This is a genomic window from Bacillus sp. EU52, from assembly GCF_037964975.1.
In the GTDB taxonomy this organism is placed as follows: Bacteria; Bacillota; Bacilli; order Bacillales; family Bacillaceae; genus Bacillus; species Bacillus subtilis.
Map to the genome: position 1 here is coordinate 2,678,304 of NZ_CP150177.1, position 22,634 is coordinate 2,700,937.

The 22,634-nt window shown below is 44.7% G+C and carries 27 protein-coding genes and 1 pseudogene; 8 read left to right on the forward strand and 20 right to left on the reverse strand.

The window, feature by feature from the left end:
- Nucleotides 1-29: 29 nt before the first annotated feature.
- The 8 genes from tgt to iolG form a co-directional block, all read right to left on the reverse strand.
- Entirely contained in the window at nt 30-1,175 is a 1,146-nt protein-coding gene (gene tgt, locus NSU05_RS13800; protein WP_003229725.1) for a tRNA guanosine(34) transglycosylase Tgt, read from the reverse strand.
- A 26-nt stretch (nt 1,176-1,201) separates the two neighbouring features.
- Nucleotides 1,202-2,230, reverse strand: coding sequence for a tRNA preQ1(34) S-adenosylmethionine ribosyltransferase-isomerase QueA (gene queA / locus NSU05_RS13805; protein ID WP_003229723.1), 1,029 nt, complete (start codon nt 2,228-2,230; stop codon nt 1,202-1,204).
- 29 nt (nt 2,231-2,259) lie between these two features.
- Nucleotides 2,260-2,460: a DUF2905 domain-containing protein gene (locus NSU05_RS13810; protein ID WP_003222669.1), complete on the reverse strand. Its 201-nt coding sequence runs from the start codon at nt 2,458-2,460 to the stop codon at nt 2,260-2,262.
- Nucleotides 2,453-3,457 carry a Holliday junction branch migration DNA helicase RuvB gene (gene ruvB, locus NSU05_RS13815; RefSeq protein WP_003229718.1) on the reverse strand — a complete coding sequence of 335 codons (1,005 nt, stop codon included), beginning with the start codon at nt 3,455-3,457 and terminating at the stop codon, nt 2,453-2,455. The genes NSU05_RS13810 and ruvB overlap by 8 nt, the downstream gene beginning before the upstream one ends.
- 10 nt (nt 3,458-3,467) lie before the next feature.
- Nucleotides 3,468-4,073 carry a Holliday junction branch migration protein RuvA gene (gene ruvA / locus NSU05_RS13820; RefSeq protein WP_003229717.1) on the reverse strand — a complete coding sequence of 202 codons (606 nt, stop codon included), beginning with the start codon at nt 4,071-4,073 and terminating at the stop codon, nt 3,468-3,470.
- Between the two features lie 138 nt (nt 4,074-4,211).
- A complete protein-coding gene (gene bofC, locus NSU05_RS13825; RefSeq protein ID WP_003229715.1) occupies nt 4,212-4,724 on the reverse strand; it encodes a sporulation cell-cell signaling protein BofC in 513 nt (170 codons plus the stop codon).
- A 47-nt stretch (nt 4,725-4,771) separates the two neighbouring features.
- On the reverse strand, nt 4,772-6,079 hold the full coding sequence (locus NSU05_RS13830) for an MFS transporter (RefSeq protein ID WP_003246197.1): 1,308 nt from the start codon (nt 6,077-6,079) through the stop codon (nt 4,772-4,774).
- Nucleotides 6,080-6,149: 70 nt separating this feature from the next.
- The gene (gene iolG / locus NSU05_RS13835) at nt 6,150-7,175 is read right to left on the reverse strand and encodes an inositol 2-dehydrogenase (RefSeq protein ID WP_029318179.1); all 1,026 of its coding nucleotides are present in this window, start codon (nt 7,173-7,175) and stop codon (nt 6,150-6,152) included.
- Nucleotides 7,176-7,412: 237 nt separating this feature from the next.
- Between iolG and NSU05_RS13840 the strand changes: the two genes are divergently transcribed.
- Nucleotides 7,413-8,060 (forward strand): phosphotransferase, encoded by a 648-nt coding sequence (locus tag NSU05_RS13840; protein ID WP_038429400.1) that lies wholly within the window; start codon nt 7,413-7,415, stop codon nt 8,058-8,060.
- Nucleotides 8,061-8,105: 45 nt separating this feature from the next.
- On the opposite strand, the gene NSU05_RS13845 is transcribed toward NSU05_RS13840, so the two are convergent.
- Nucleotides 8,106-8,228: a hypothetical protein gene (locus tag NSU05_RS13845; protein WP_003229707.1), complete on the reverse strand. Its 123-nt coding sequence runs from the start codon at nt 8,226-8,228 to the stop codon at nt 8,106-8,108.
- Between the two features lie 84 nt (nt 8,229-8,312).
- Between NSU05_RS13845 and NSU05_RS13850 the strand changes: the two are divergent.
- From NSU05_RS13850 to NSU05_RS13865, 4 genes and pseudogenes are all read left to right on the forward strand, one after another.
- Nucleotides 8,313-8,387 (forward strand): annotated as a pseudogene (locus tag NSU05_RS13850) (hypothetical protein); the annotation flags it as partial.
- 3 nt (nt 8,388-8,390) lie between these two features.
- Nucleotides 8,391-8,759, forward strand: coding sequence for a DUF5412 family protein (locus tag NSU05_RS13855; RefSeq protein ID WP_021480229.1), 369 nt, complete (start codon nt 8,391-8,393; stop codon nt 8,757-8,759).
- 6 nt (nt 8,760-8,765) lie between these two features.
- Nucleotides 8,766-8,906, forward strand: coding sequence for a hypothetical protein (locus NSU05_RS13860; protein WP_029727127.1), 141 nt, complete (start codon nt 8,766-8,768; stop codon nt 8,904-8,906).
- A gap of 163 nt (nt 8,907-9,069) precedes the next feature.
- The gene (locus NSU05_RS13865; protein ID WP_004398698.1) at nt 9,070-10,524 is read left to right on the forward strand and encodes an alanine/glycine:cation symporter family protein; all 1,455 of its coding nucleotides are present in this window, start codon (nt 9,070-9,072) and stop codon (nt 10,522-10,524) included.
- Nucleotides 10,525-10,564: 40 nt separating this feature from the next.
- Here NSU05_RS13865 and NSU05_RS13870 read toward each other — a convergent pair whose 3' ends face one another.
- From NSU05_RS13870 to nadB, 6 genes are all read right to left on the reverse strand, one after another.
- Nucleotides 10,565-11,287 (reverse strand): YebC/PmpR family DNA-binding transcriptional regulator, encoded by a 723-nt coding sequence (locus NSU05_RS13870; RefSeq protein ID WP_004398802.1) that lies wholly within the window; start codon nt 11,285-11,287, stop codon nt 10,565-10,567.
- 102 nt (nt 11,288-11,389) lie between these two features.
- Entirely contained in the window at nt 11,390-11,986 is a 597-nt protein-coding gene (gene sgpA, locus NSU05_RS13875) for a spore germination protein SgpA (protein WP_003245996.1), read from the reverse strand.
- 147 nt (nt 11,987-12,133) lie between these two features.
- On the reverse strand, nt 12,134-13,297 hold the full coding sequence (gene safA, locus NSU05_RS13880; RefSeq protein WP_032722261.1) for a spore coat assembly protein SafA: 1,164 nt from the start codon (nt 13,295-13,297) through the stop codon (nt 12,134-12,136).
- A gap of 116 nt (nt 13,298-13,413) precedes the next feature.
- Nucleotides 13,414-14,520: a quinolinate synthase NadA gene (gene nadA, locus NSU05_RS13885; protein WP_032722262.1), complete on the reverse strand. Its 1,107-nt coding sequence runs from the start codon at nt 14,518-14,520 to the stop codon at nt 13,414-13,416.
- Nucleotides 14,507-15,376, reverse strand: coding sequence for a carboxylating nicotinate-nucleotide diphosphorylase (gene nadC, locus NSU05_RS13890; protein WP_339204048.1), 870 nt, complete (start codon nt 15,374-15,376; stop codon nt 14,507-14,509). The genes nadA and nadC overlap by 14 nt, the downstream gene beginning before the upstream one ends.
- Nucleotides 15,330-16,925, reverse strand: a complete 1,596-nt coding sequence (gene nadB / locus NSU05_RS13895) for an L-aspartate oxidase (RefSeq protein WP_032722264.1) — start codon at nt 16,923-16,925, stop codon at nt 15,330-15,332. Before nadB ends, nadC begins: the two co-directional genes overlap by 47 nt.
- A gap of 102 nt (nt 16,926-17,027) precedes the next feature.
- Here nadB and nifS point away from each other — a divergent pair, with 102 nt between their 5' ends.
- Together nifS and NSU05_RS13905 are read left to right on the forward strand one after the other, a co-directional pair.
- On the forward strand, nt 17,028-18,215 hold the full coding sequence (gene nifS / locus NSU05_RS13900; RefSeq protein WP_029727121.1) for a cysteine desulfurase NifS: 1,188 nt from the start codon (nt 17,028-17,030) through the stop codon (nt 18,213-18,215).
- Entirely contained in the window at nt 18,175-18,717 is a 543-nt protein-coding gene (locus NSU05_RS13905) for a transcription repressor NadR (protein WP_004398582.1), read from the forward strand. The genes nifS and NSU05_RS13905 overlap by 41 nt, the downstream gene beginning before the upstream one ends.
- Nucleotides 18,718-18,740: 23 nt before the next feature.
- On the opposite strand, the gene pheA is transcribed toward NSU05_RS13905, so the two are convergent.
- From pheA to spo0B, 4 genes are read right to left on the reverse strand one after another with little or no spacing between them, the layout of a single operon-like run.
- Nucleotides 18,741-19,598, reverse strand: a complete 858-nt coding sequence (pheA, locus tag NSU05_RS13910; RefSeq protein ID WP_032722265.1) for a prephenate dehydratase — start codon at nt 19,596-19,598, stop codon at nt 18,741-18,743.
- A gap of 16 nt (nt 19,599-19,614) precedes the next feature.
- Nucleotides 19,615-20,058 (reverse strand): transcriptional regulator ThrR, encoded by a 444-nt coding sequence (thrR, locus tag NSU05_RS13915; protein WP_003222630.1) that lies wholly within the window; start codon nt 20,056-20,058, stop codon nt 19,615-19,617.
- Between the two features lie 60 nt (nt 20,059-20,118).
- Nucleotides 20,119-21,405, reverse strand: a complete 1,287-nt coding sequence (gene obgE, locus NSU05_RS13920) for a GTPase ObgE (protein WP_003246161.1) — start codon at nt 21,403-21,405, stop codon at nt 20,119-20,121.
- A 33-nt stretch (nt 21,406-21,438) separates the two neighbouring features.
- On the reverse strand, nt 21,439-22,017 hold the full coding sequence (gene spo0B / locus NSU05_RS13925; RefSeq protein WP_004399131.1) for a sporulation initiation phosphotransferase Sop0B: 579 nt from the start codon (nt 22,015-22,017) through the stop codon (nt 21,439-21,441).
- A 77-nt stretch (nt 22,018-22,094) separates the two neighbouring features.
- Here spo0B and NSU05_RS13930 point away from each other — a divergent pair, with 77 nt between their 5' ends.
- Nucleotides 22,095-22,217: a hypothetical protein gene (locus tag NSU05_RS13930; protein ID WP_003229671.1), complete on the forward strand. Its 123-nt coding sequence runs from the start codon at nt 22,095-22,097 to the stop codon at nt 22,215-22,217.
- A gap of 120 nt (nt 22,218-22,337) precedes the next feature.
- On the opposite strand, the gene rpmA is transcribed toward NSU05_RS13930, so the two are convergent.
- Nucleotides 22,338-22,622, reverse strand: a complete 285-nt coding sequence (gene rpmA / locus NSU05_RS13935) for a 50S ribosomal protein L27 (RefSeq protein ID WP_003222623.1) — start codon at nt 22,620-22,622, stop codon at nt 22,338-22,340.
- Nucleotides 22,623-22,634: the final 12 nt, after the last annotated feature.

Here is a 22,634-nt window from a genome sequence, read left to right on the forward strand (position 1 = left end):
ACCCCTTTCTGTAAGCCTGTTATGTTTATTTAGAAGCTTTTCGCATTTGGCTTGTTATAGCCGTAACGCTCAAAGAACTCTTCTCTGAAATCACCCAGACGATCCTCGCGAATAGCCTGTCTTACCTGCTCCATTAAGTGTAACAGAAAATGAAGGTTATGGTAAGTTGTTAATCGAAGGCCGAATGTTTCATTGCAGCGAATCAAGTGCCTAATGTACGCGCGAGTGTAGTTTTTACATGTATAGCAATCACACTCTTCATCAATCGGACGGAAGTCTCTTTCAAATTTCGCATTTTTCATATTGAGTCGTCCTTCAGCAGTAAACACTGTGCCGTTTCTTGCAATCCGTGTAGGCAGCACACAGTCAAACATATCGACCCCGCGGATCGCTCCGTCGATCAGTGCGTCCGGAGAACCTACTCCCATCAGATATCTCGGTTTATCCTTCGGCAAGAGCGGTGTCGTGAATTCGAGTACACGGTTCATGACATCCTTCGGTTCACCTACAGACAATCCGCCTATAGCATATCCCGGAAAATCAAGCGAAATCAAGTCCTTCGCACTTTGTGTCCGCAGATCTTCATATTCTCCGCCTTGTACAATACCAAACAGCCCTTGTTCATCCTGACGATTGTGGGCATTCAGGCAGCGTTCCGCCCAACGGCTTGTCCGTTCAACTGACCTCTTCATGTAGTCGTACTCCGCCGGGTATGGTGGGCATTCGTCAAACGCCATCATAATATCAGAGCCGAGTGCGTTTTGGATCTCCATCGCTTTTTCCGGAGATAAAAACAGCTTGTCTCCATTTAGATGATTGCGGAAATGGACACCCTCTTCCTCTATATTACGAAACTTGCTTAAAGAAAAGACCTGAAAACCGCCTGAATCTGTTAAAATTGCGCGGTCCCAGTTCATAAATTTATGGAGCCCGCCCGCTTCTTTGACAATGTCTTGGCCCGGACGAAGCCATAGATGATAAGTGTTGCTCAAAATGATGCCTGCATCCATTGCTTTCAGCTCTTCAGGCGACATTGTTTTGACTGTCGCCAGTGTGCCGACCGGCATAAAAACCGGCGTTTCGAAGGAGCCGTGAGGCGTATGCACTTTGCCCAGCCGCGCTCCTGTTTGTTTGCATTCTTTTATAAATTCATAGCGTATTGGTTGTTCAGCCACTTTTGATGAGGCCTCCTGTTCTCAAATTATATAATCAGCATCGCGTCTCCGAAGCTGAAGAAACGGTATTCCTCTTCCACTGCATGGTTATAGGCACGCAGAATGTTTTCTCTTCCAGCAAGCGCGCTGACCAGCATAATCAATGACGATTTCGGCAAATGGAAGTTTGTAATCATTCCGTCAATGGCTTTAAATTCATAGCCCGGATAAATAAAAATAGATGTCCAGCCGCTTGATGCTTTAAATTGCCCGTCATGTTCCCCGGCAATCGTCTCAAGCGTGCGTGTCGAGGTCGTGCCGACAGAAATGATCCGACCGCCATTTTCTCTTACTTTGTTTAAGGCTGCAGCCGTTTCTTCTGACATTTGATAAAACTCTGCATGCATATTATGCTCTTCCACTTCATCGGCACTCACAGGGCGAAACGTTCCAAGGCCTACGTGCAGTGTGATGAACTCAATTTGCACGCCTTTGTCTTTCAGCTGCTGTAAGATTTCTTCCGTGAAGTGAAGGCCAGCTGTAGGCGCAGCAGCAGAGCCGATTTCTTTTGAATACACTGTCTGGTAGCGCTCTTTGTCATCAAGCTGTTCTTTGATATATGGAGGGAGCGGCATCTCTCCAAGGGATTCAAGCACCTCGTAGAAAATACCGTCATATTGAAATTCCATCTTTCTGCCGCCGTGCTCAAGCTCTTCCGTGCAGATTGCCTTCAATCTTCCGTCTCCAAATGTGACAACAGTTCCTTTTTTCACCCGTTTCGCCGGTTTGGCAAGTGTTTCCCATTTATCACCGGTTTCCTGTTTCAACAAAAGAAGTTCCACTTTCGCGCCGGTATCCTCTTTTGTGCCGAATAACCGCGCAGGCAGTACCCGGGTATTGTTCAGGACTAGACAATCGCCTTCGTTAAAGAAGCTGATAATGTGTTTAAACGAGCTGTCAGTAAGCTCTCCTGTATGTTTATCGAGCACCATCAGCCTTGAAGCATCACGCTGCTCCAACGGTACTTGTGCAATTAAACGTTCTGGTAGTTCAAAATCAAATAAATCGACTTTCATGATGATTTCACCTTTATTCTAGTCTTTTGTTATTTCATTCTGCCAAAAAGATTAAGCAAAATTGATAATACCACACTTATAATAATACAAGTGACAACCGGGAAGAAAAACGTGACATTTCCTTTTTTTACAAAAATATCTCCCGGCATCTTGCCGACAAAATGCAAAACTGCTCCGATAATAAGCAAAACAGCACCAAGAATCATAATGATCTTAGGAAATTCAGTCATATCGGGGAGCCTCCATTTGGAAATGATGATAAACGGCCGGTGTCACGATCCTTCCACGCGGCGTTCTTTGTATAAATCCAATTTGCAGCAGATATGGTTCATATACGTCTTCAATCGTATGCGATTCCTCGCCGATGGTAGCTGAAATCGTATCAAGGCCTACTGGGCCGCCGTTGAATTTTTCGATCATGCCCATCAGCAGCTTATGATCAATATGATCCAAACCGAGGCGGTCAACCTGAAGCCGCTCCAGCGCATTCTGAGAAATGTCTTCCGTAATCCTGCTGTCACCCAGCACTTGGGCGAAATCGCGCACCCTTCTCAGCAGGCGGTTCGCCACGCGGGGCGTCCCTCTCGATCTTCTTGCAATTTCAAGAGCCGACGGTTTATCAATCTCAACCTCGAATACATCAGCGGTTCTTGTGACAATATCCGCCAGTTCTTCTTGTGTATAGTACTCAAGGCGAGACATTACGCCGAATCTGTCTCTTAAAGGAGCCGTCAAAAGCCCCACCCTCGTCGTGGCTCCCACCAGCGTAAAAGGCGGAAGGTCGAGGCGAACCGAGCGGGCAGATGGGCCTTTGCCAATCACAATGTCCAGGCAAAAGTCTTCCATTGCAGGATAAAGCACCTCTTCGATCGATCTGTGCAGCCTATGTATTTCATCAATAAATAATACATCTCCCGGTTCCAGCGCCGTTAATATAGCAGCCAAATCACCAGGCCTTTCAATCGCAGGCCCTGATGTCGTCCGCAATTCCACTCCCATTTCATTAGCAACAATCGAAGCAAGCGTTGTTTTTCCGAGTCCGGGCGGCCCGTACAGAAGAACATGATCCAGCGTCTCCTGTCTCATTTTCGCCGCATCTATAAACACGCGCAAATTTTCTTTTACCTTATGCTGCCCGATATACTGTGCCAGATTTTGCGGCCTCAGGCTTTGCTCTATCACTGATTCATGGTTGTCTGCTTCACTTGAGACGAGCCGTTCATCCATGAACATCACCTTACTTTAATAGTTTTTGTAATGCTTTTTTCACATATTGGTCTGTTGTCAGCCCAATTTCTTCTTTAAGGTGAGGAAGCACCTTTTTGATTTCTTTTTCAGCATATCCGAGAACCCTGAGGGCTTCAAGTGCTTCTTCAAGAGCCGTTTCCGCTGTTTGCTTTTCAAGCCTTTCTTCATGATTAAACAGATTTTCAATCATTTCAGGCACAACATCTGCCAGCTTTCCTTTTAAATCTAGAATAATCTGGCGTGCGGTTTTCTTTCCTACTCCAGGAAACTTGACCAAAAAAGCTTCATCTTCATTTTCAATTGCTTGGATGACCGCTCCGGGATCACCCGAGCCCAAGATGGCAAGTGCTCCTTTCGGGCCAATTCCGGTCACGTTTAACAGCTTTGTAAAGAGCGCCTTCTCCTCTCTTGTTGAAAAACCGTAAAGCGAAAAAGCATCCTCTCTGATATGATGGTATGTAAAAATCGTTTCCTGGCTTCTCTCCTTATATATAAACGGATTCGGCGTGAAAATCTGATAGCCGATGCCGCCGTTCTCTATGACAATATATTGGGGAGATACATAATCAATCGTCCCTTTAACAAATTCAATCACGCAAATTCACCTCTTTGACTGTTCTTCATTGTACCATAAAAACAGCCAAAGTCTTATAGAAAAGTTAACATATGTTCGCTTCTCTCTCATTCTTTCACGAAAAAAAAGACATGAATACATGTCTTCAATCAGCGGACGTTACCCGCTGTATGTCTTCATATGTTCGATGACATCCTCAAACTCCGCTTTTGTCCGAAATGGAATGCCTTTCAGCAGATTTTTTTGCATATGGCTTTCCAGCCTTTCTAAATCAATTTGAAAAAAAGACTGAATTGGTTCGGAAGCTGGCTCAGGCCGCCCATGAAAAGTAGAAATCACTCCATTATCCGATACACCGATATACCCGTTGACCTTGCTGAGCGGAGAAATATCGTCCATTTGCTTCCGGAAGAGCACATATCCCTTTTTTTGTTCCACAAGCGTCCATCCGGCATAAGCTGCCCAAAAATCATCCATAGAAAACACTTTTTCATGCTTATGCTCAATGCTGACATCGCCGTCCAAATACACCTTTTCAAGCTGCACATGCACCTGCAGCGGCTCATAGTGCTCCACTTCCGCGCCAAGTGCGCGGGAAGGAGCTCCTATTAAAAATACTGCCGCTGAGCAAAGAATGCCCAGCAAAAGATACGCCGTGCTGAATCGTTTCACCCTCTACACCTCTTTGCACACGTTTATGATTAGTTTGACCAAAGAGGCTACTGCTTAACCGTTTTATCAAAATTTGTCTGCACATTTTCCCTGACAAACCGTTCCTCCGTATACACATCTGTGCTTTGCTCAGAAATTGTCAAGAATCGCGTCAGAAAGGCACTGAAAAAATACAATGCCGCAAAGATCCAAATCACGCCGCCTGCACCGAGCGGCCCAATGAAAAGACTCACGATGCCCGGCGCGATAAACGCACATAAACCAGATCCCAAATTCAACACTGACATGGCAGCACCTTTATTATCAGGTGCAAGCGTCGGCAAAAGCGCGCTTAATGGAACGTACCCTGCTAAAGCCGCGCCGTAGCAGCAGGCGATAATCATGAGCACCCAATACTGATGCCCGATCAGCTGAGGCGTGTAATACAGCGCCAGCGTAAAAATACCGCATCCGACACCGCCAAACCACATGACCGTATTGCGCCAGCCAAGTTTATCTCCGACTGCACCGAAAATGATATTAAACACAATATTCACAAAAAACAGCGTCCCCCATATTTGCAGCCATTCCGAAACCGAATACCCGTATCGTGCTAAATAAGTAGGAAGAAAGATGGCAAATCCAAATTGTCCTATCGCATTAATCGTCTTGACCACTCCGCCGATGCCTACCTTAGGGTTTTCAAACATAATCGTAAATGCCTTCGACAGTTCTTTCCATTTCGGCTGATCTTGTTTTTGTATCGGAGTAAATTTATCTTTGTTAAAAAATAAGGCAAGAATTCCGCCTGCCGCCACAAACAGTAAAGCGCTCCAAAGCGTATTGATTTCTCCAAAGGCCGGAACTGCATAGCTGGAATAGAACGGGCCCAGCACGTTAAGGCCGCACGTAAACATAAACCAAAACCAGCCGACGGCTTTGCCGAGAATATTTTGAGAGGTGCTGTATGACACCCATACGAGAAAAGAGTATGCAAACAGCGGATATCCCAAGCCTCTAAGAGCATAGCTGCCCAAGAGAGCCGGATAATACATATGAGGAATCGCCCAGCCGATAAAAGCGGCCGAACCGAGGATAAATGCAAGCAATCCGACAGTCATCGTTTTTCTCGGCCCCCAAGTTTGGACAAACGTTCCTGAAAGCCAAGCTGAGATGGTGACAGCAATGCCGTACATGGTAAATAACGATGCGGATTGCTGCATACTGAGACCATGATCAACGAGAAAAGGAGACAGCCAGCCTTGTTCGAGGCCGTCTCCAACCATAAAGATGACAACGCCAATATAACCCCAAACCATGTGAGAAGGAATTCCGATTTTGTTCAAAACATTTCCTTTAGCATGTACTGTATTCATTTTCTCCACCGCCTACTTAAAGTATCAATGGAGTATATACCCAAGCTTGCTGAATTGTAATCCTGTTAGATTAAAAAGCGATTTTTTCAGTGTGCTCAATGCTGACAGGCATGCCAAAAGCAAGCGATTGCTGTGCTGCTCTGGCGATCCTTCCGGCCTGTAAACCGTCATTGCCGGTGCAGGGAGTCTCCTGGTTTGTGCCGATCGCTTCTGCAAAACGGAGAATCTCCTCCTCATATGAATCCTTATAGCGTTCAAGGAAAAAGAAATGCGGTTTATCCTTCATCACAAAATCAGCTGTTGACACCTCAACCGTTGTCGGCCTGCTATTGTCAGCCGCTGCAGAGCCTTTCGTCCCGAAAACCTCAACCCGCTGGTCATATCCGTACACAGCTTGGCGGCTGTTATCAATCACAGCCATGGCACCGTTTTCAAAAGTCAGTGTAATAACAGCTGTATCAATATCACCCAGTTCCGCAAAAGAAGGATTCACCAAAGCCGCCCCTTTGGCATACACTTCCGTCACTTCGCTCCCCAAAATATATCTGGCCATATCAAAATCATGGATCGACATATCCATAAACAACCCGCCTGACGTACGGACATAATCTATATTCGGGGGTTCTGGGTCCCGGGACGTGATTTTTAATAAATGAGGTGTACCAATTTCACCATTTTCAACAATCGTTTTGATTTTCTTAAAATGAGGATCAAAGCGGCGGTTAAATCCGACTTGAAGTGTTACCCCGTGTTTCCGGACAGCCGCAAGCGCTTCACTCGTTTCGTCCAGAGAGAAACTAACGGGCTTCTCACAAAATATATGCTTTTTCGCCTCGGCTGCTTCTTTGATCATCTGTGCATGTACGGCTGTAGGAGAGCAAATAAAAATAGCATCAATATCAGGATCATGTAATAAATCACGATAATCAGAGGTTATGTATTCAATCTGATGACTGTCGGCCCAGCTTTTTATACGGCTTGCCTGAATGTCAGAGACTGCTTTTATTTTCATGTGAGGAATCCGGCTTATATTTTGAACATGAAGTTTGCCGATGCGGCCTGCACCGATAATCCCTGTCACAATCTGTTTTGTCATGGCTTCTTCCCCCTTGATCATTCACGAAAGCGCTTTATTTAAAATTAATACTATCCCATTTGTAAGCGCTTTTCAAGAATGGAAATTAAACGTTCTATGTCTCTTTTATCACAATTCATGCTTATAAGTAGCCTTCTTCTTCAAGACCAGATACACTAGAATTAGGCTCTTTTTCCTGAACAGTTTATGATTTTCCTATAAACAGCTGCATAAAATAGAGCAAAGAAGGTGAATGAAATGCTGACAAAAGCAGAGGCACTGGCCCATTCCGTCATATACCGTAAGAACAGCAGATTTGATAAAGTCAAAGAGAAATCCGAGGAATTAACACTAATCGGCAAGGGAAGAAGCGCCTATGTGTTTGCCTTAACAGAAGGCGGTCGAAAAATGGCGCTGAAAGTATTTTTTCCGGAATATCAAGCGACAGCAGTCAAAGAAGCAGCGATCTATGAAAAATTAGCCGGGTCCGCATTCTATCCTGACATTTACGAAACTGGCGATTCATTTATTCTCATGGAATATATTAAAGGTGAAACCTTTTATAACTGTCTGAAGAAAGGCATTGCAATCAGTGATGACATGATTCAGCAGGTTGAAGAAGCACTTTCTGACGCCCGGGCTGCCGGCCTGAACCCGTCAGATATCCATTTACGGAATCTGATTCTGACAGAAACCGGAGCAGTGCGGGTGATTGATGTTGCGAGATTTGAACAGACAAAAACGTGCACGCAGTGGAATGATTTAAAATCAGCGTATCATGCACTCTACAAAAAACCGATATTCCCCAAAAAGATTCCGGGTTTTTGGCTGGAGATCATCGCATTTTTATATAAGAAAGATTGGTTTCAAAAGCATTTCGCACAGCGGAAAAGAAAATATTCTTAAATCAAAAAGGCAGCCGCACAAGCGGCTGCCTTTATCATGTATTTTTTACTTTCTGACGGCAGAAATCAGTTTCATTTGTTCAGGCGACAGCTTAATTCGATAGCCTCTCACAGTTAAGTAGACCGCTTCTGGGTCCTTCTCGCCGGAATGACAATACGTTTTTTCCATTTCTGTCTCCCCTCACCCTTTATTGGCTTTATTTCATCTTATCATTGCTTTATTAAGGTAATTTTAAAGAAATGTAAAGATCATATGAATCCGATATATAGTAAAATGAGAGAAAAAAAGGGAGAGAGTCACATTAAGACACGCAGCAACATCCCGCTTATTATGTTTGCCCTGCTGGTCTTCTTCGGCGGCGCCATCTATTGGATGTTATTTTCACTAAAAAACGTTCCGAAAGGCAATCTCGTCCAATCGGTTGAATCGCCGGACGGCAGCTATACGTTAAACACTTATGTATCCGAAAACACCCTGAGCTTAGATGCAGCCAGAGGTGAACTTGTAAATGAAAAAACACTTGTCAAGAGAACAATCTACTGGAATTACCCGGACAGCCGCCCAGCAGTGACGTGGGTCAATCACAATACAGTGAAAATCGGCAATCAGACTTTACATCTTGATACTGATGAAACATATGATTGGCGAAAAGATGATCATTGGATCCGTGAAGAACCGCCGCAGGCGTCAGTGAGGTGATGAAACATGAATAAGATGAACGGAACAAATGATGACAAGCATTTCAATCATTTTGTGATTGCTTTATCCTTTATATACGGTTTGACTGAACTAGGCTATTTGTTGCTGAAGGATTTTATAACAATTGCCATAAGTTTGCCTCTGTAGAAAAACGCAGCGTAGTCGATACGCCGCGTTTTTTCTTTTTCCCTTCCTCTTCTTATTGATAATTACAGGTCATATAATGTGACAAATCGATTGTAGAAATAGTTCGATTAGACCAAAATCCTTTTTATACATGTATTCGAATTTGAAGTGAGGGGGAAGCTTGATGGCAGATTTTGTTGCTAGTTTGAATGCGGTCTTATGGAGTACGCCCGTCATTTATATTTTATTGGGAATTGGATTCGCCTTTTCAATTATGACCCGTTTTTTACAAGTCCGACATTTAAAAGAAATGATTGTTCAGATGTTCAAAGGCAAGAGCTCTGAAGCCGGCGTTTCATCTTTCCAAGCGTTATCGATTGCGCTGTCCGGCCGTGTGGGCACTGGAAACATCGCGGGAGTGGCGACAGCAATTGCATTCGGCGGACCCGGTGCAGTGTTCTGGATGTGGGCAATTGCCTTTATCGGGGCGGCGAGTGCCTTTGTAGAATCAACGCTTGCTCAAATTTACAAAGTAAAACAAGACGGTCAATATCGGGGCGGCCCTGCTTATTATATAGAAAAAGGCTTAGGCATTAAGTGGTTTGCCGTCTTATTTGCCGCTGCTGCCCTTATTGCAATGGCCTTTCTAATGCCGGGCGTACAGTCCAACTCCATTGCGGCTGGGATCCAAAATGCATTCGGCATCTCTCCTTTCGTCACAGGGTGTGGTCTGGTTTTATTATTAGGGTTCATTATTTTTGGCGGCGTCAAACGAATTGCCAATGCGGCGCAAATGATTGTTCCATTTATGGCCATTGGATATATCCTGCTGTCTTTGATTATTATTGTCATGAATGTGTCTGAATTGCCTGCTGTGATCTCATTAATATTCAAAAGCGCCTTTGCATTGGATTCCGCTTTTGGCGGCTTGATCGGCATGGCGATTTCCTGGGGCGTTAAACGTGGCATTTATTCAAACGAAGCCGGCCAGGGAACAGGCCCGCATCCGGCAGCTGCTGCAGAGGTTTCTCATCCGGTCAAGCAGGGACTGGTTCAGGCATTTTCTGTTTATATTGACACCTTGTTTGTATGTTCCGCTACAGCTTTCATGATCTTGTTTACCGGCATGTACAATACCCAGGCTGCAGATGGTTCCTTTATCGTTCACCAGCTTAAAGGCGTAGAAGCAGGACCTGGTTTCACACAAGCGGCAATTGACAGTGTTCTTCCCGGATTCGGTGCAGGCTTTGTTGCCATCGCTTTATTCTTCTTCGCTTTTACAACAATTATGGCGTACTACTACATCGCAGAAACAAATATCGCCTATTTAGCACGAGGCAGAGAAAGCAAATGGGCGATGCTTGGCTTAAAACTGATTATTTTAGCCGCCACGTTCTATGGTACTGTGAAAACAGCTTCACTTGCTTGGGCATTAGGGGATGCAGGGCTTGGCATTATGGTATGGCTGAACGTCATTGCCATTGTGCTGCTTGCCAAGCCGGCGCTCCTTGCTTTAAAGGATTATGAGCGCCAAAAGAAGCAGGGCTTAGACCCGATCTTTGATCCAAAAGCGCTGGGTATCAAAAACGCTGATTTCTGGGAGAAAGAATACACTCATGAAAGTGAACGTGTCTCCTGAACATACTAAAACCGGCCCGATATGACCTCGTGCCGGTTTTTTATGAACGATAGTTTGTATACACTTCTTGAACATCATCGTCATCTTCAAGGACGTCTATTAATGTTTCCAGCTTCTCAACAGCCTGATCATCGGCTTCTGCATAGGTATTGGGAAGCATGGTCACCTCCGCCGAAGAAATTAGATATTTCGATTCGAGGGCTGTTTTCACCTCTTCAAAATGCTCAGGCTCTGTGAAAACCTCATATAGGTCTTCTTCAATTCGCAGCTCTTCTCCTCCTGCTTCAAGCACATCAAGCATGAGCTCATCTTCTTCTATTTGCCGTTCAGTACGGTCTATCGTAATGAACCCCTTTCGTTCAAATAAAAAGGCTACACATCCGCTTTCTCCCAGACTTCCGCCATTTTTATTAAAGGCTGTCCGCACATTTGACGCCGTTCGGTTTTTATTATCTGTTACGCATTCAACCATGACGGCAATCCCTGAAGGGCCGTAGCCTTCATAGGTGATTTCTTCATAGCTGCTTCCGTCTTGGCCTCCCGCAGCTTTTTTAATGGCCCGATCTATATTTTCATTCGGCATATTGGCGCCTTTTGCTTTTTCGATGACAAGACGCAATGCTGAATTTGCTTCTGGATCCGCTCCGCCTTCTTTCGCTGCCACATAGATTTCTTTTGCCAGCTTCATAAATATTTTCCCGCGCTTTGCATCCTGTGCATTTTTTCTTTTTTGAATGTTTTTCCACTTGGAATGGCCTGCCATGTTTTCACCTTCTTTTACATTTTCTATGTACACTTTAATGGGAAATGTTCGCTGATGCAAAGAAAAAGGCTGCCGAATATCACTTCCGGCAGCCCTTCCTTCCTAGCGGTTGTTCATTTTATGAAGTTTTCTGAAGAGCCCTTTATCTGTTGATACCTGGACGTCACGGCCATTTGCATAGTTGCGCGCTGCTTTTACGACATTATCTCTGTCAGACTTTGTGAACTCTCTGTGGCTTTTGACTGCGATAACTACTCGGTCATCCGATACCATAACTTGTGTGTCATTGACGTTTTTCACTTGTTTCACACGGTTGGCAATTTTTGCAGCCAGTCTTCTGTTTTCTTGGTTGTCATACCCGTTGTTCGCTGCATTCCGATTCATGTTTCGGTTATTCGTGTTGTTATATGTTCCGTCAGTTGCCAAAGGAACACGATCGTCAGCAGTAACACGGTCACGGTTATTTACATTCGTGGTGTTTCGGTTACCGTCGTTCTGATCCTCCATTAATTCAGAAACAGGACCATCGTGGTCGATTCCGTCTCCCTGTCTATCGGCGTCATTTTCATTTGTATAATATCCGATTGGACGGGTATTGCCGTTATTGCGCGTATCATTCATAGCATTATCGTTTGCTCCGCATGCTGTTAAGCCGGCTGTCATTAGAATCAGGCTAGCGATCGTCATTTTTTTACCCAATGGAAAAACCCCCCGTGGACGAATTGAGCATGTTTGCTCGCTTTTATCATGTGCGTATGGGGGGCATGTTAAGCGTGTCAGTTCTCTCCATTTGGCAGTGATCAGCTTGAAAATAAAAAAAGGAACGATTTACATCGTTCCGAACGATCACTCATTTTCTTCTTCCGGCCGGCCAAACATTTGGTTTACAGAAGGCTGGTTCGTCATTGGCATAGAAACTCCTGCCGAATATGGGTTTGGATTTGGGTTAGCTGTGCCATATGGCATATTAGGGCTTCCATAAGCCCCCATTCCCGAATGGCCAGGCGCAGAGAAATATGGCTGATGATCACCGTCACAGCCGCAGTCGTCATGATCTTTGTATGGCATGTAACCATGAGCCGCAGCAGGCTGGTATGCTCCCATTACTTGGGGAGTGCCGTAATAAGGGCCATACGGCATATGTCCATACGGAGATCCATAAGCCGGAGATGCGTATTGCGGCGCACCGTATGAACCGTAATGTCCGTGATGGGTGTTTTCATGATGCTGGTTTTCATAACCCGGGTCATACTGAGGCGATACAAAGCCTGGCTGGTATCCATGCATCGGATGCATTGGATAAGCTTGTGCCGGATAGTACGGATAGCATAATCCTGATCCTGGAAGAATTGGCGAAACAGGCACCGGACACGGTACGAAATGAGCCGGATAATGATAATAAGGCTGAACAGCCGGCATCGGCATATTCGGAACTGTGTGATGAACGTTTTCCTCTTCTACACCGCCTACCTCTGGCGCCTTTGGCATATTAGGCATATTCGGATAATTTGCATTTTCCATATTACTCATAGCCTCCTGTTGTGGAAATTGGTCTTGCATATGATACATATGATCCATATTTCCGTCATGATGTTTTTTCGGCTCCTCCGGTTTAGGAGGCGACCAAGGCTGGAAAAGCTGTTTCATATCATAATAATCGTTCACATCAGCTTCAGGGTACACATTTTCCTGCAAATTAGGCATCGGCGGGACATACGGCATGGACTTCTTTTCTTTCGGCTTTGTGTCTTCTACATCGACAACGGATTTAGGCTTCTCTTTCGCATATGGATGTTCTTGCTTCACACTCCCGGCCGCAGGACTTTTGCCCGCTTTTGGCTCTTTTCTGACCGGGACTCCTTCTGACGGCACTTTTATTTTCATTCCAGGCATGATTAAGTCTGGATTGCTAAGCTGTGTATTGAGTTTTTTCACTTCCTCAACATCGACTCCGTACTTTTCAGCTATTTTCCAGAGCGAATCGCCTTTTTGAACGATATGGATTTTCAACGTTTTCCCCTCCTATGCAAAACGTGAACAGTTCAGCTGTGATTACAATATGTTTCTTCACAACATATGCCTGAACAAAAGAAGTTATGAGTAAAGGAAGGGAAAATATTTCTGATCTACGTGATCGAAAGCATTCGATTCAGAGCAAGGAGTGCATCTTCCTGAATGGCTTTTGGCACCTTGATGACGCCTGAAGGTTCTCCTTTTTCAATTTGTTCCAGCGACCACAACAAATGCGGCAAATCAATTCGGTTCATTGTCAGGCAAGGGCACATGTCAGGGTTGAGTGATTCGATTTGTTTATCTGGATGCTCGTGAATGATCCGCTGAACAAGATTCATTTCTGTCCCGATTGCCCACTTGCTTCCCGTCGGAGCCTGATTGATTGTGTCGATAATATATTTCGTTGATCCATTATCATCGCTTAGTGTCACGACTTCGTGTGAGCATTCCGGGTGCACAATGATCTGAATGTCGGGGTCTCGCTCTCTCATATCATGGATATTTTTAGTGGTGAATTTCTCGTGAACAGAGCAATGCCCTTTCCACAAAATCACTTTCACATTCGTATGCCCGGATTCAGCTACTAATTCATCTTTCATCGGGTCCCACACAGCCATATCTTCAAGCGCAATGCCCAGATCATAAGCCGTATTTCTCCCTAAATGCTGATCAGGCAAAAATAAAATTCTTTTTTTCTGTGTAAACGCCCATTCAAGCACTTTTTTCGCATTCGAAGAAGTCACAGTTGCTCCGCCATGCTTTCCGACGAATGCCTTGATCTCCGCAGTGGAGTTCACATAAGTTAAAGGTATGATCGTATCTCCAAATATATGCTGAAGCTTCTTCCATGCCCTATTGGTCTGCTGCATGTCAGCCATGTCAGCCATAGAACATCCAGCTCTCATATCTGGCAGGACGACCGTTTGCTGCTCGCTTGTCAGCATATCGGCGGTTTCTGCCATAAAGTGAACGCCGCAAAATACGATATAATCCGCTTCTTTGTTTTTTTCCGCTACTTGGGCCAATTGCAGGGAGTCGCCTGTTTGGTCAGCAAATTGTATCACTTCATCCTTTTGATAATGATGGCCTGGTATAAAGAGCTTGCTGCCGAACTTTTTCTTAATGGCGGCAACGCGCGTTTCCATATCCTTTCTCGATAGTTCTTTATAACTTTCGGGCATCATATCATTCGATTGTTTGATCACATCAAGAATTGACATAACGGCATTCCTCCACAGATTCATTTGATAACGCAACATCCATGCTGATATCTAAACTTTTGACGGAATGAGTCAAAAATCCTAATGAAATATAATTCACACCCGTCCCTTTAAAAGCAGGCAAAGATTCTAACGTAATCCCGCCGGAGGCTTCAGTTTTTATATGATCCGGTGTGAGCTTTGCAAAATGACGGACCGTATCAGGCGGACAGTTGTCAAACATAATAACATCCGCTCCAGCTGCAATTGCTTCCCGCAGCTGTTCCTCCGTTTCAATTTCCACCTCGATATTTACCATGTGCCCCGCGGCCTGACGGGCTTTTTTGCACGCCTCTAAAATAGAGCCGCATGCTGCGATATGATTATCTTTAATCATGATGCCGTCATACAAACCGAATCGATGATTATACCCGCCGCCGGCTCTGACAGCATATTTCTCCAGCATTCTGAGCCCCGGTGTTGTTTTTCTCGTGTCACAAATTTTAATCTGTTCATCATCCAGACACCGAACAGCCTCTCTTGTCATTGTCGCAATTCCTGACAGCCTCTGAATAAGATTTAATACGACCCGCTCTCCTGAAAGGAGCGCAGGTGCGGGACCGTGTAACTCGGCAATCACTTCACCTTTATGCAACATGTCCCCATCTTTTTTGTTTAAAATGATTTGAACATTTTCGTCCAATAACGAAAAGCCTTCTTTTATGATCGCTGCTCCTGCAAAAATACCCTCTGACTTTGCAACAATCTCCGCTTCACAGCTCTGTTCTCCAAAAATAGACTGTGATGTAAGATCCCCTGTCCCAATATCCTCAAGAAAAAAGTGATTCAGTAATTTTTTCAGCTGTAAATGATTCATTGTTCCAAATCCCCTCGTTTTTTCTGATCTTCGTTCCTTTTTTTGTATGGACAATTTGTCTTCCTTGCCAGCTCACCTCAGCATGAGGAAAATCGGTTCGGAAGTGAGCCCCTCTGCTTTCCTCCCGCAAAAGCGCAGAAAACGTCATCAGCTTTGCAGTTTGCCATAGATGAGAAAGCTCCATCTGCCGAATTGTGATATCCTTCACATTTACTTCCTGAAAAGGCAGCGTATGAAGCCAGATGCTAAGCTCAATCAAACTGCTTTGTTCCCGCAGAATAGACATGTGGCTTGTCATTTTGCTTTGCAGTTCATACACCTCTATATCCGGCACCTCGTAGACGACACTGGTTTCTAGCCCTGATTGATATTGCCTGTTATAAACCGATTTTTGGATAATATGCTCTGCTGCCCTTTTTCCAAATACCAGCGCTTCCAATAAAGAATTGCTTGCAAGCCGGTTTGCTCCATGTAAACCGGAGCATGCTGTCTCGCCAATCGCATAAAGCCCCGGCACTGTCGTTTCTCCCCAGCGATTAACTGAAACACCTCCCATTAAGAAATGCATTCCCGGAGCAACAGGAATTTTTCCGCTGTGGATATCAACCCCTGCTTTTTCACAAATAGCGGTGATGGTAGGGAAACGCGTTTCAAAATCAGAAATCGCACTGAAGTCTATATAAACGCGATTTCCTTTTGCCATTTCTTCGTGAATAACCCGTGAGACAATATCTCTTGGAGCCAGGTCACCTAAAGGATGCCGTTCAGCCATAATCCTGCGGCCGTTTTCGTCTACTAAACATCCGCCTTCCCCTCTGACAGCTTCTGAAACAAGTCCGTAGGAAACACCATTTTTCACAAGCAGTGTCGGGTGAAACTGAGTAAACTCCAAATCCGTTAATTCCGCCCCGGCCCGGTAAGCCAGAGAAAGACCGTCACCTGTGACAGTGAGATCATTCGTATGGTGAAGAAACAGGTTTCCACAGCCGCCGGCAGCCAGCACAACTTCGTCTGCGTGCCTTACCTTGAGCCGCCCTTTGCTGTCTTTTGTCATGACGCCGATACATCGTCCGTCCTCTATAAGCAAATCTGCTGCCGTTTCATTCTCGATTAACTTGATTTTGCTGTTGATCCGTTTGAGCAAATAATCGATAAGCAGCCTGCCTGTTGCGTCTCCGCCTGCATGAAATATGCGGTTGTATGAGTGGGCCCCTTCTCTTCCAAGACAAACACCGCCTCGTTCATTGCGGTCGAATGGAAATCCAAGCTCCAATAGGCTTTGAACCATCATTTTTCCATCATGTAATACGTCTGCTGCAATAGCTAGATTATTATGGCCGCACCCTGCGTATAACGTATCCTCCAGATGGGCTTCAATCGAGTCATCTTTTGCATAGGCCGCAGCAATCCCGCCTTGTGCATAGACAGAATTGCTGTTTTTGACGCTTTTTTTTGTGATAACAGTCACTTCGTATGAGGGCGGGAAAGCTGCAGCTAAGGAAAGTGCCGCCGCCCCTGAACCGATGACTGCAATCGTCTTTTTAGACATATGCCATCCTCCTGTTGTTTACACCTGTCTTGACACCTATATTTACACAAGGATAAAATAAACTCAAGAGTTTTTTATGGAGAACGGATGGAGGAAGACCGGATGATTTATTTAGATTATGCAGCGACAACGCCTATTTGTGAGGAAGCCCTTACTGTATATCAGAAGCTTAGTATGGATATGTACGGAAATGCCAGCAGCCTGCATGATGCAGGAGGAAAAGCAAAGCACATACTGGAGTACTGCCGTGAAAAAATCGCCAACATCATTGGCGGAGAAGCAAGCGGCATCTATTTTACAAGCGGCGGCACTGAATCCAATTTTCTGGCCATTCAATCATTGCTAAACGGCCTGCCAAAAACGAAAAGACATTTTATTACGACTGCCATGGAGCATCAGTCCATTCATAATTGCGCTGCTTTTTTGGAACAGCAGGGATATGATGTAACAGTCATTGAACCGAATGAATACGGGCTTATTACCGAGGAAATATTACTAGCCCATATCCGGCCGGAAACAGGCCTTGTATCTATTCAGCATGCAAATTCTGAAACCGGGATCATTCAGCCCATTCACCGCCTGTCTTCATACCTGCACAATAAGGGCATTCTTCTTCATTGCGACGCTGTTCAAACGTTTGGAAAGATCCCGATCAATACAAAAAATCTGGGAGTAGATGCACTCTCAATGTCCAGCCATAAAATCCACGGTCCAAAAGGAGTAGGGGCGGTCTATATCCGTCCGGATGTCCCTTGGAAACCCGTTTATCCTCTGACTACTCACGAATACGGATTCAGAGCCGGCACCGTAAATGTTCCCGGGATCGGTGCCTTCACTGCCGCTGCAGAATTGATCGTAAGCGAAATGGAAAAACAGATATCCCGCAATGAGGCATTAAGAACATACTTTCTAGACCAAATCCGTATTCGGTCTCTCCCTGTAACCCTTGCGGCAGACACTTCGCAAGCAGAATGTCTTCCGCATATTATAGGGTGTTTTTTTCACTCATTTGAAGGACAATATGTTATGTTAGAATGTAATCGGAGTAATATTTGCATTTCAACCGGCAGCGCTTGTTCTGCAGGTTACCACGGTCCGTCTGAAACAATGAAAGCATTAAGAAAAACCGAACAAGAAGCTCTGCAATTTATCCGCATCTCTTTTGGCAGGCATACAACAGCTGAACAGCTGGAACAGTTATTACATACGTTTACAGTGCTTTGGGAACAAAAGAAAGGAGAATTTGATATTGACCGAAGAATTAAAGCTAATGGGCGCCAACAGGCGTGACCAGCTTCTTCTGTGGCTGAAGGAATCTAAATCACCGCTGACAGGAGGAGAACTCGCAAAAAAAGCGAACGTTTCAAGACAGGTTATTGTACAGGATATATCGCTCTTGAAAGCGAAAAATGTACCGATTATCGCCACAAGCCAAGGATATGTATACATGGATGCAGCCGCTCAGCAGCACCAGCAGGCAGAAAGAATCATAGCATGTCTGCACGGTCCTGAACGGACAGAAGAGGAACTGCAGCTCATCGTCGACGAAGGCGTTACAGTAAAAGACGTAAAAATCGAGCATCCCGTGTATGGAGATTTAACTGCAGCCATCCAAGTAGGCACCCGGAAGGAAGTTAGCCATTTCATTAAAAAAATCAATTCTACGAATGCTGCCTACTTATCACAGCTGACCGACGGCGTGCACCTGCATACACTGACAGCACCTGATGAACATCGCATCGATCAAGCTTGCCAAGCCCTCGAAGAAGCCGGCATTTTAATTAAAGACTAAAAAAAGCCCTCTAGAGGGCTTTTTTATAATTGGTAAGACTGGTATGCACCCAGGAGCTTCACTTTGCAGCCGAGCGCTTCAAGCTCCTGCATGGCCCCTGGAATCAATACATCATCAAACGCTTTCTCAATATCAATAATAAAGAAATAATGGCCTAATCCGGTTTTAGTCGGACGTGACTCAATTTTTGACAAGTTTAAATTCCTCCAAGAAAATGCAGACAGCACTCTATGCAGCGCCCCGGACTGATCATCCTGCGGCAGCATGACCATTAAGGTCGTTTTGGGCCTAGAACTCAATTTTGAATTCACTTCAAAAGATATGTTTTCATCAGGAGACAGGATAACAAATCTTGTATGATTGTCCCTATAATCCTGTATATCCCGTTTCACGATTTTTAATTCGTATGTAGAAGCTGCCATATCATTGGCAATGACCCCGATATTCAGCTCGGGATGGTCACTGACAAACTTTGCTGCCGCCCCGGTAGAATTGGCGTATTCATATGGAACGGAAGGAAAATGTCGATGAAGAAATTTATGGCATTGCGCAATCGCGTGTGAATGTGAGTAAATTTTGTCGAGCTCTTTCCATGCATTCTCTCTAGAGGGATGGACGAGCAAGTGCTGATGAATCGGCAACGTCATTTCACCCACGATTGGCAAGGGCTGTTCATGTATTAAATAGTCTATTGTTAGATTAACAGATCCTTCTAATGCATTTTCCAAAGGAACAAAAGCAAAATCAACTTCGCCTGCAACGGCTGCATCTATACACTCCGGAATGGTGCGGTAAGCAACATGTTCGGCGCCGTTTTGAAAACAAGAACTGACTGCTAGATGTGTAAATGTAGCTGTTGGACCTAAATAACCGACTTTCATGACGATTTTCTCTCCCTTATGCACCTGAACCTAATATTTCAACCTTTTCTACAAAATCAAACTTCCTGAGCTTATTCATTAATGTATGAATGTCTTCTTCCATTGCCGACGTACTGATAGACAGTGTCACATTTGCTCTGCCTTGAAGCGGGATGGTCTGGTGAATGGAAAGAACGTTGCTTCCAGAATCAGCTACCGCCTGAAGAAGCTGAGATAACGCACCTGACCTATCCTCCAAATGAAAGAAAAGTGTGATAATTTGTTCTTTTACCATGGTGTAGAATGGAAAAACAGCATCCCTGTATTTATAAAACGCACTTCTGCTTAAATCGACCTTTTGAACGGCATCTGCTACTGAATCTGCTTTTTTTCGATCAAGCAGCTTTTTGACTTCCAATGTTTTTCTCATTGCATCGGGCAATACATCTTCACGGACAAGATAAAATGTCTCCTCTTTCATTTGCATCCCCCCTTTAAAATAGAGAGCCTGACACCAGGCTCTCTTTTCAGCCAACATTCATTAATCAATAAATTCAAATTCAAATTCCAGAAGCCTGATTATATCTCCATCCTTGGCTCCGCGTTCTCTGAGTGCTTCATCAACACCCATTCCGCGCATCTGTCTTGCAAACCGTTTAACCGATTCATCACGTGAGAAATCAGTCATCTTGAATAACCGCTCAAGGCTGTCTCCTGAAAGCACAAATACACCGTCTGGATCGCGTGTAATGTTAAATGGCACTTCTTCATTTTCCATCGTGTACATGACACGGTTTTGTGTAAGCTCTTCCTCGTCATACAGCGGGAACTCCGGTGTGTTCTCAAGCTGATTGGCGACTTCAAACAGAAGCTCACGCAGACCTTCTCTTGTCACCGCACTGATCGGGAATACCGGATAATCATCCGTCAGCTTTTCTTTAAAGGCTTCGAGATTTTCCGCAGCCTCCGGCATGTCCATTTTATTTGCAACGATAATTTGCGGACGCTCAGTGAGACGCAGATTGTACTCGCTCAGCTCCTGGTTAATCGTAAGATAATCATCATATGGATCACGGCCTTCTAAGCCTGACATGTCAATGACGTGAACAATAACCCTTGTCCGTTCAATATGGCGCAAAAACTGGTGGCCAAGTCCGACGCCTTGGTGTGCGCCTTCAATCAGCCCCGGCAAATCAGCCATGACAAAGCTGCGTCCGTCATCCGTTTCAACCATGCCGAGATTCGGGACAAGCGTTGTAAAGTGATAGTCCGCAATTTTCGGTTTTGCAGATGAGACAACAGACAGCAAAGTAGATTTTCCCACACTCGGGAACCCGACAAGTCCGACATCTGCAAGCACTTTTAATTCAAGAACAATGTAGCGTTCTTTTCCCGGCTCGCCGTTTTCTGAAAGCTGAGGCGCGGGATTAGCCGGTGTAGCAAAGCGGCTATTTCCTCTTCCGCCTCTTCCGCCTCTTGCAATGACAGCCCGCTGTCCGTGCTCTGTTAAATCAGCGATGACCTGTTTTGTATCATCGTCTGTCACAACGGTGCCCGGCGGAACTTTAATAACCATATCATCAGCATTTCGTCCGTGCTGGTTTTTGGACATGCCATGCTCGCCGCGAATCGCTTTAAAGTGTTTTTTGTATCTAAAATCCATCAGGGTGCGGAGACCTTCATCTACTTCAAAAACGACGTCTCCTCCCTTTCCTCCGTCACCGCCGGCAGGGCCGCCTTTCGGCACATATTTTTCACGGCGAAACGCAACCATACCGTTGCCGCCGTCGCCGCCTTTTACATATACTTTGACCTGATCTACAAACATAATGTCCTCCGTTCTAAACCGTTAAAAACTCCGCTAGTCCAACCCAATTTCAATCAGACATTCGTGACTCGTGATTTCAAAACGCATAATATCAACGTCCTCATATCCATTCTGCCGAATATCATCAAAAGCAGATGGATCGGCAAAGGCACCGTGAAAATCAAGGTACAGAATCAGCTGTCTGTCAGGATGATCCGTTTGAAGCGAAACCGTTAAATGATTTTCACTCTCTCTGCTGACTGCTTGATCAAACAGATGAAACAGCTTTCTCATCAGTTTCGCCAGCTTTTGATCATAAGCCGACAAATCCTTAATTTCTCCGAGAACTTCATATTCAAGCGTCATATAATGGGTTTTCCAATTAAACGTAAGAAAATCAAACGCCAAATGCGGTGTTTTCAGGTTTGAGAGCTTTGATTCGTGCTTTGCGTCTATAACCATTTCTTCAATCATTTCAAAGACACGGTCATACTTCTGTAAGCTTAAGTTTCCTTTAATCAGCTGCAGCTTATTCATCCAATCATGCCGGGAATGGCCAAGCAGATGAATCAGTTCGTTTGTTAATGCCGTGTCGCTTATATTTTCTTCTTGATTTTTTGAAACATCCTTCATTTTCGCACTCCCAATCATTTAATTTCTTATTTAGGAGTCTGTATAAGTGTGTATTATGAATTATAACAGAGAAGGCTTTGTTAGAAAAACAATTGTTTTTCCCAGAAATATCATGTTCCTTTTTTCTGGCTTTGGTTGATTTGCAGCCAGGCAGAACATTTTATGTATTACTGCTTGGGGAACATATCCAGTGGGTTTGAGATGTTTATTCTCATTCTTGGCGGGGTCTGCTCGCACATACTCTGCATTTCATTCTAGGTGTTTACTCCGCATATTGCAAAAAAAACTCCAGTCATCATCGACCGGAGTTTTTTGAATCATTATTGAGCTACAGGATATACGCTCACTTTTTTGCGGTCACGGCCGAAACGTTCGAATTTAACAGTTCCGTCGATTTTCGCAAATAGAGTGTCATCTCCGCCGCGGCCCACGTTTTCACCTGGGTAAATTTTTGTTCCGCGTTGACGGTAAAGGATAGAACCGCCTGTTACGAATTGACCGTCAGCACGTTTAGCACCTAAACGTTTAGCCTCAGAGTCACGTCCGTTCTTTGTAGAACCTACTCCTTTTTTAGAAGCGAAAAACTGAAGATCTAATCTAAGCATGTAGCTCACCTC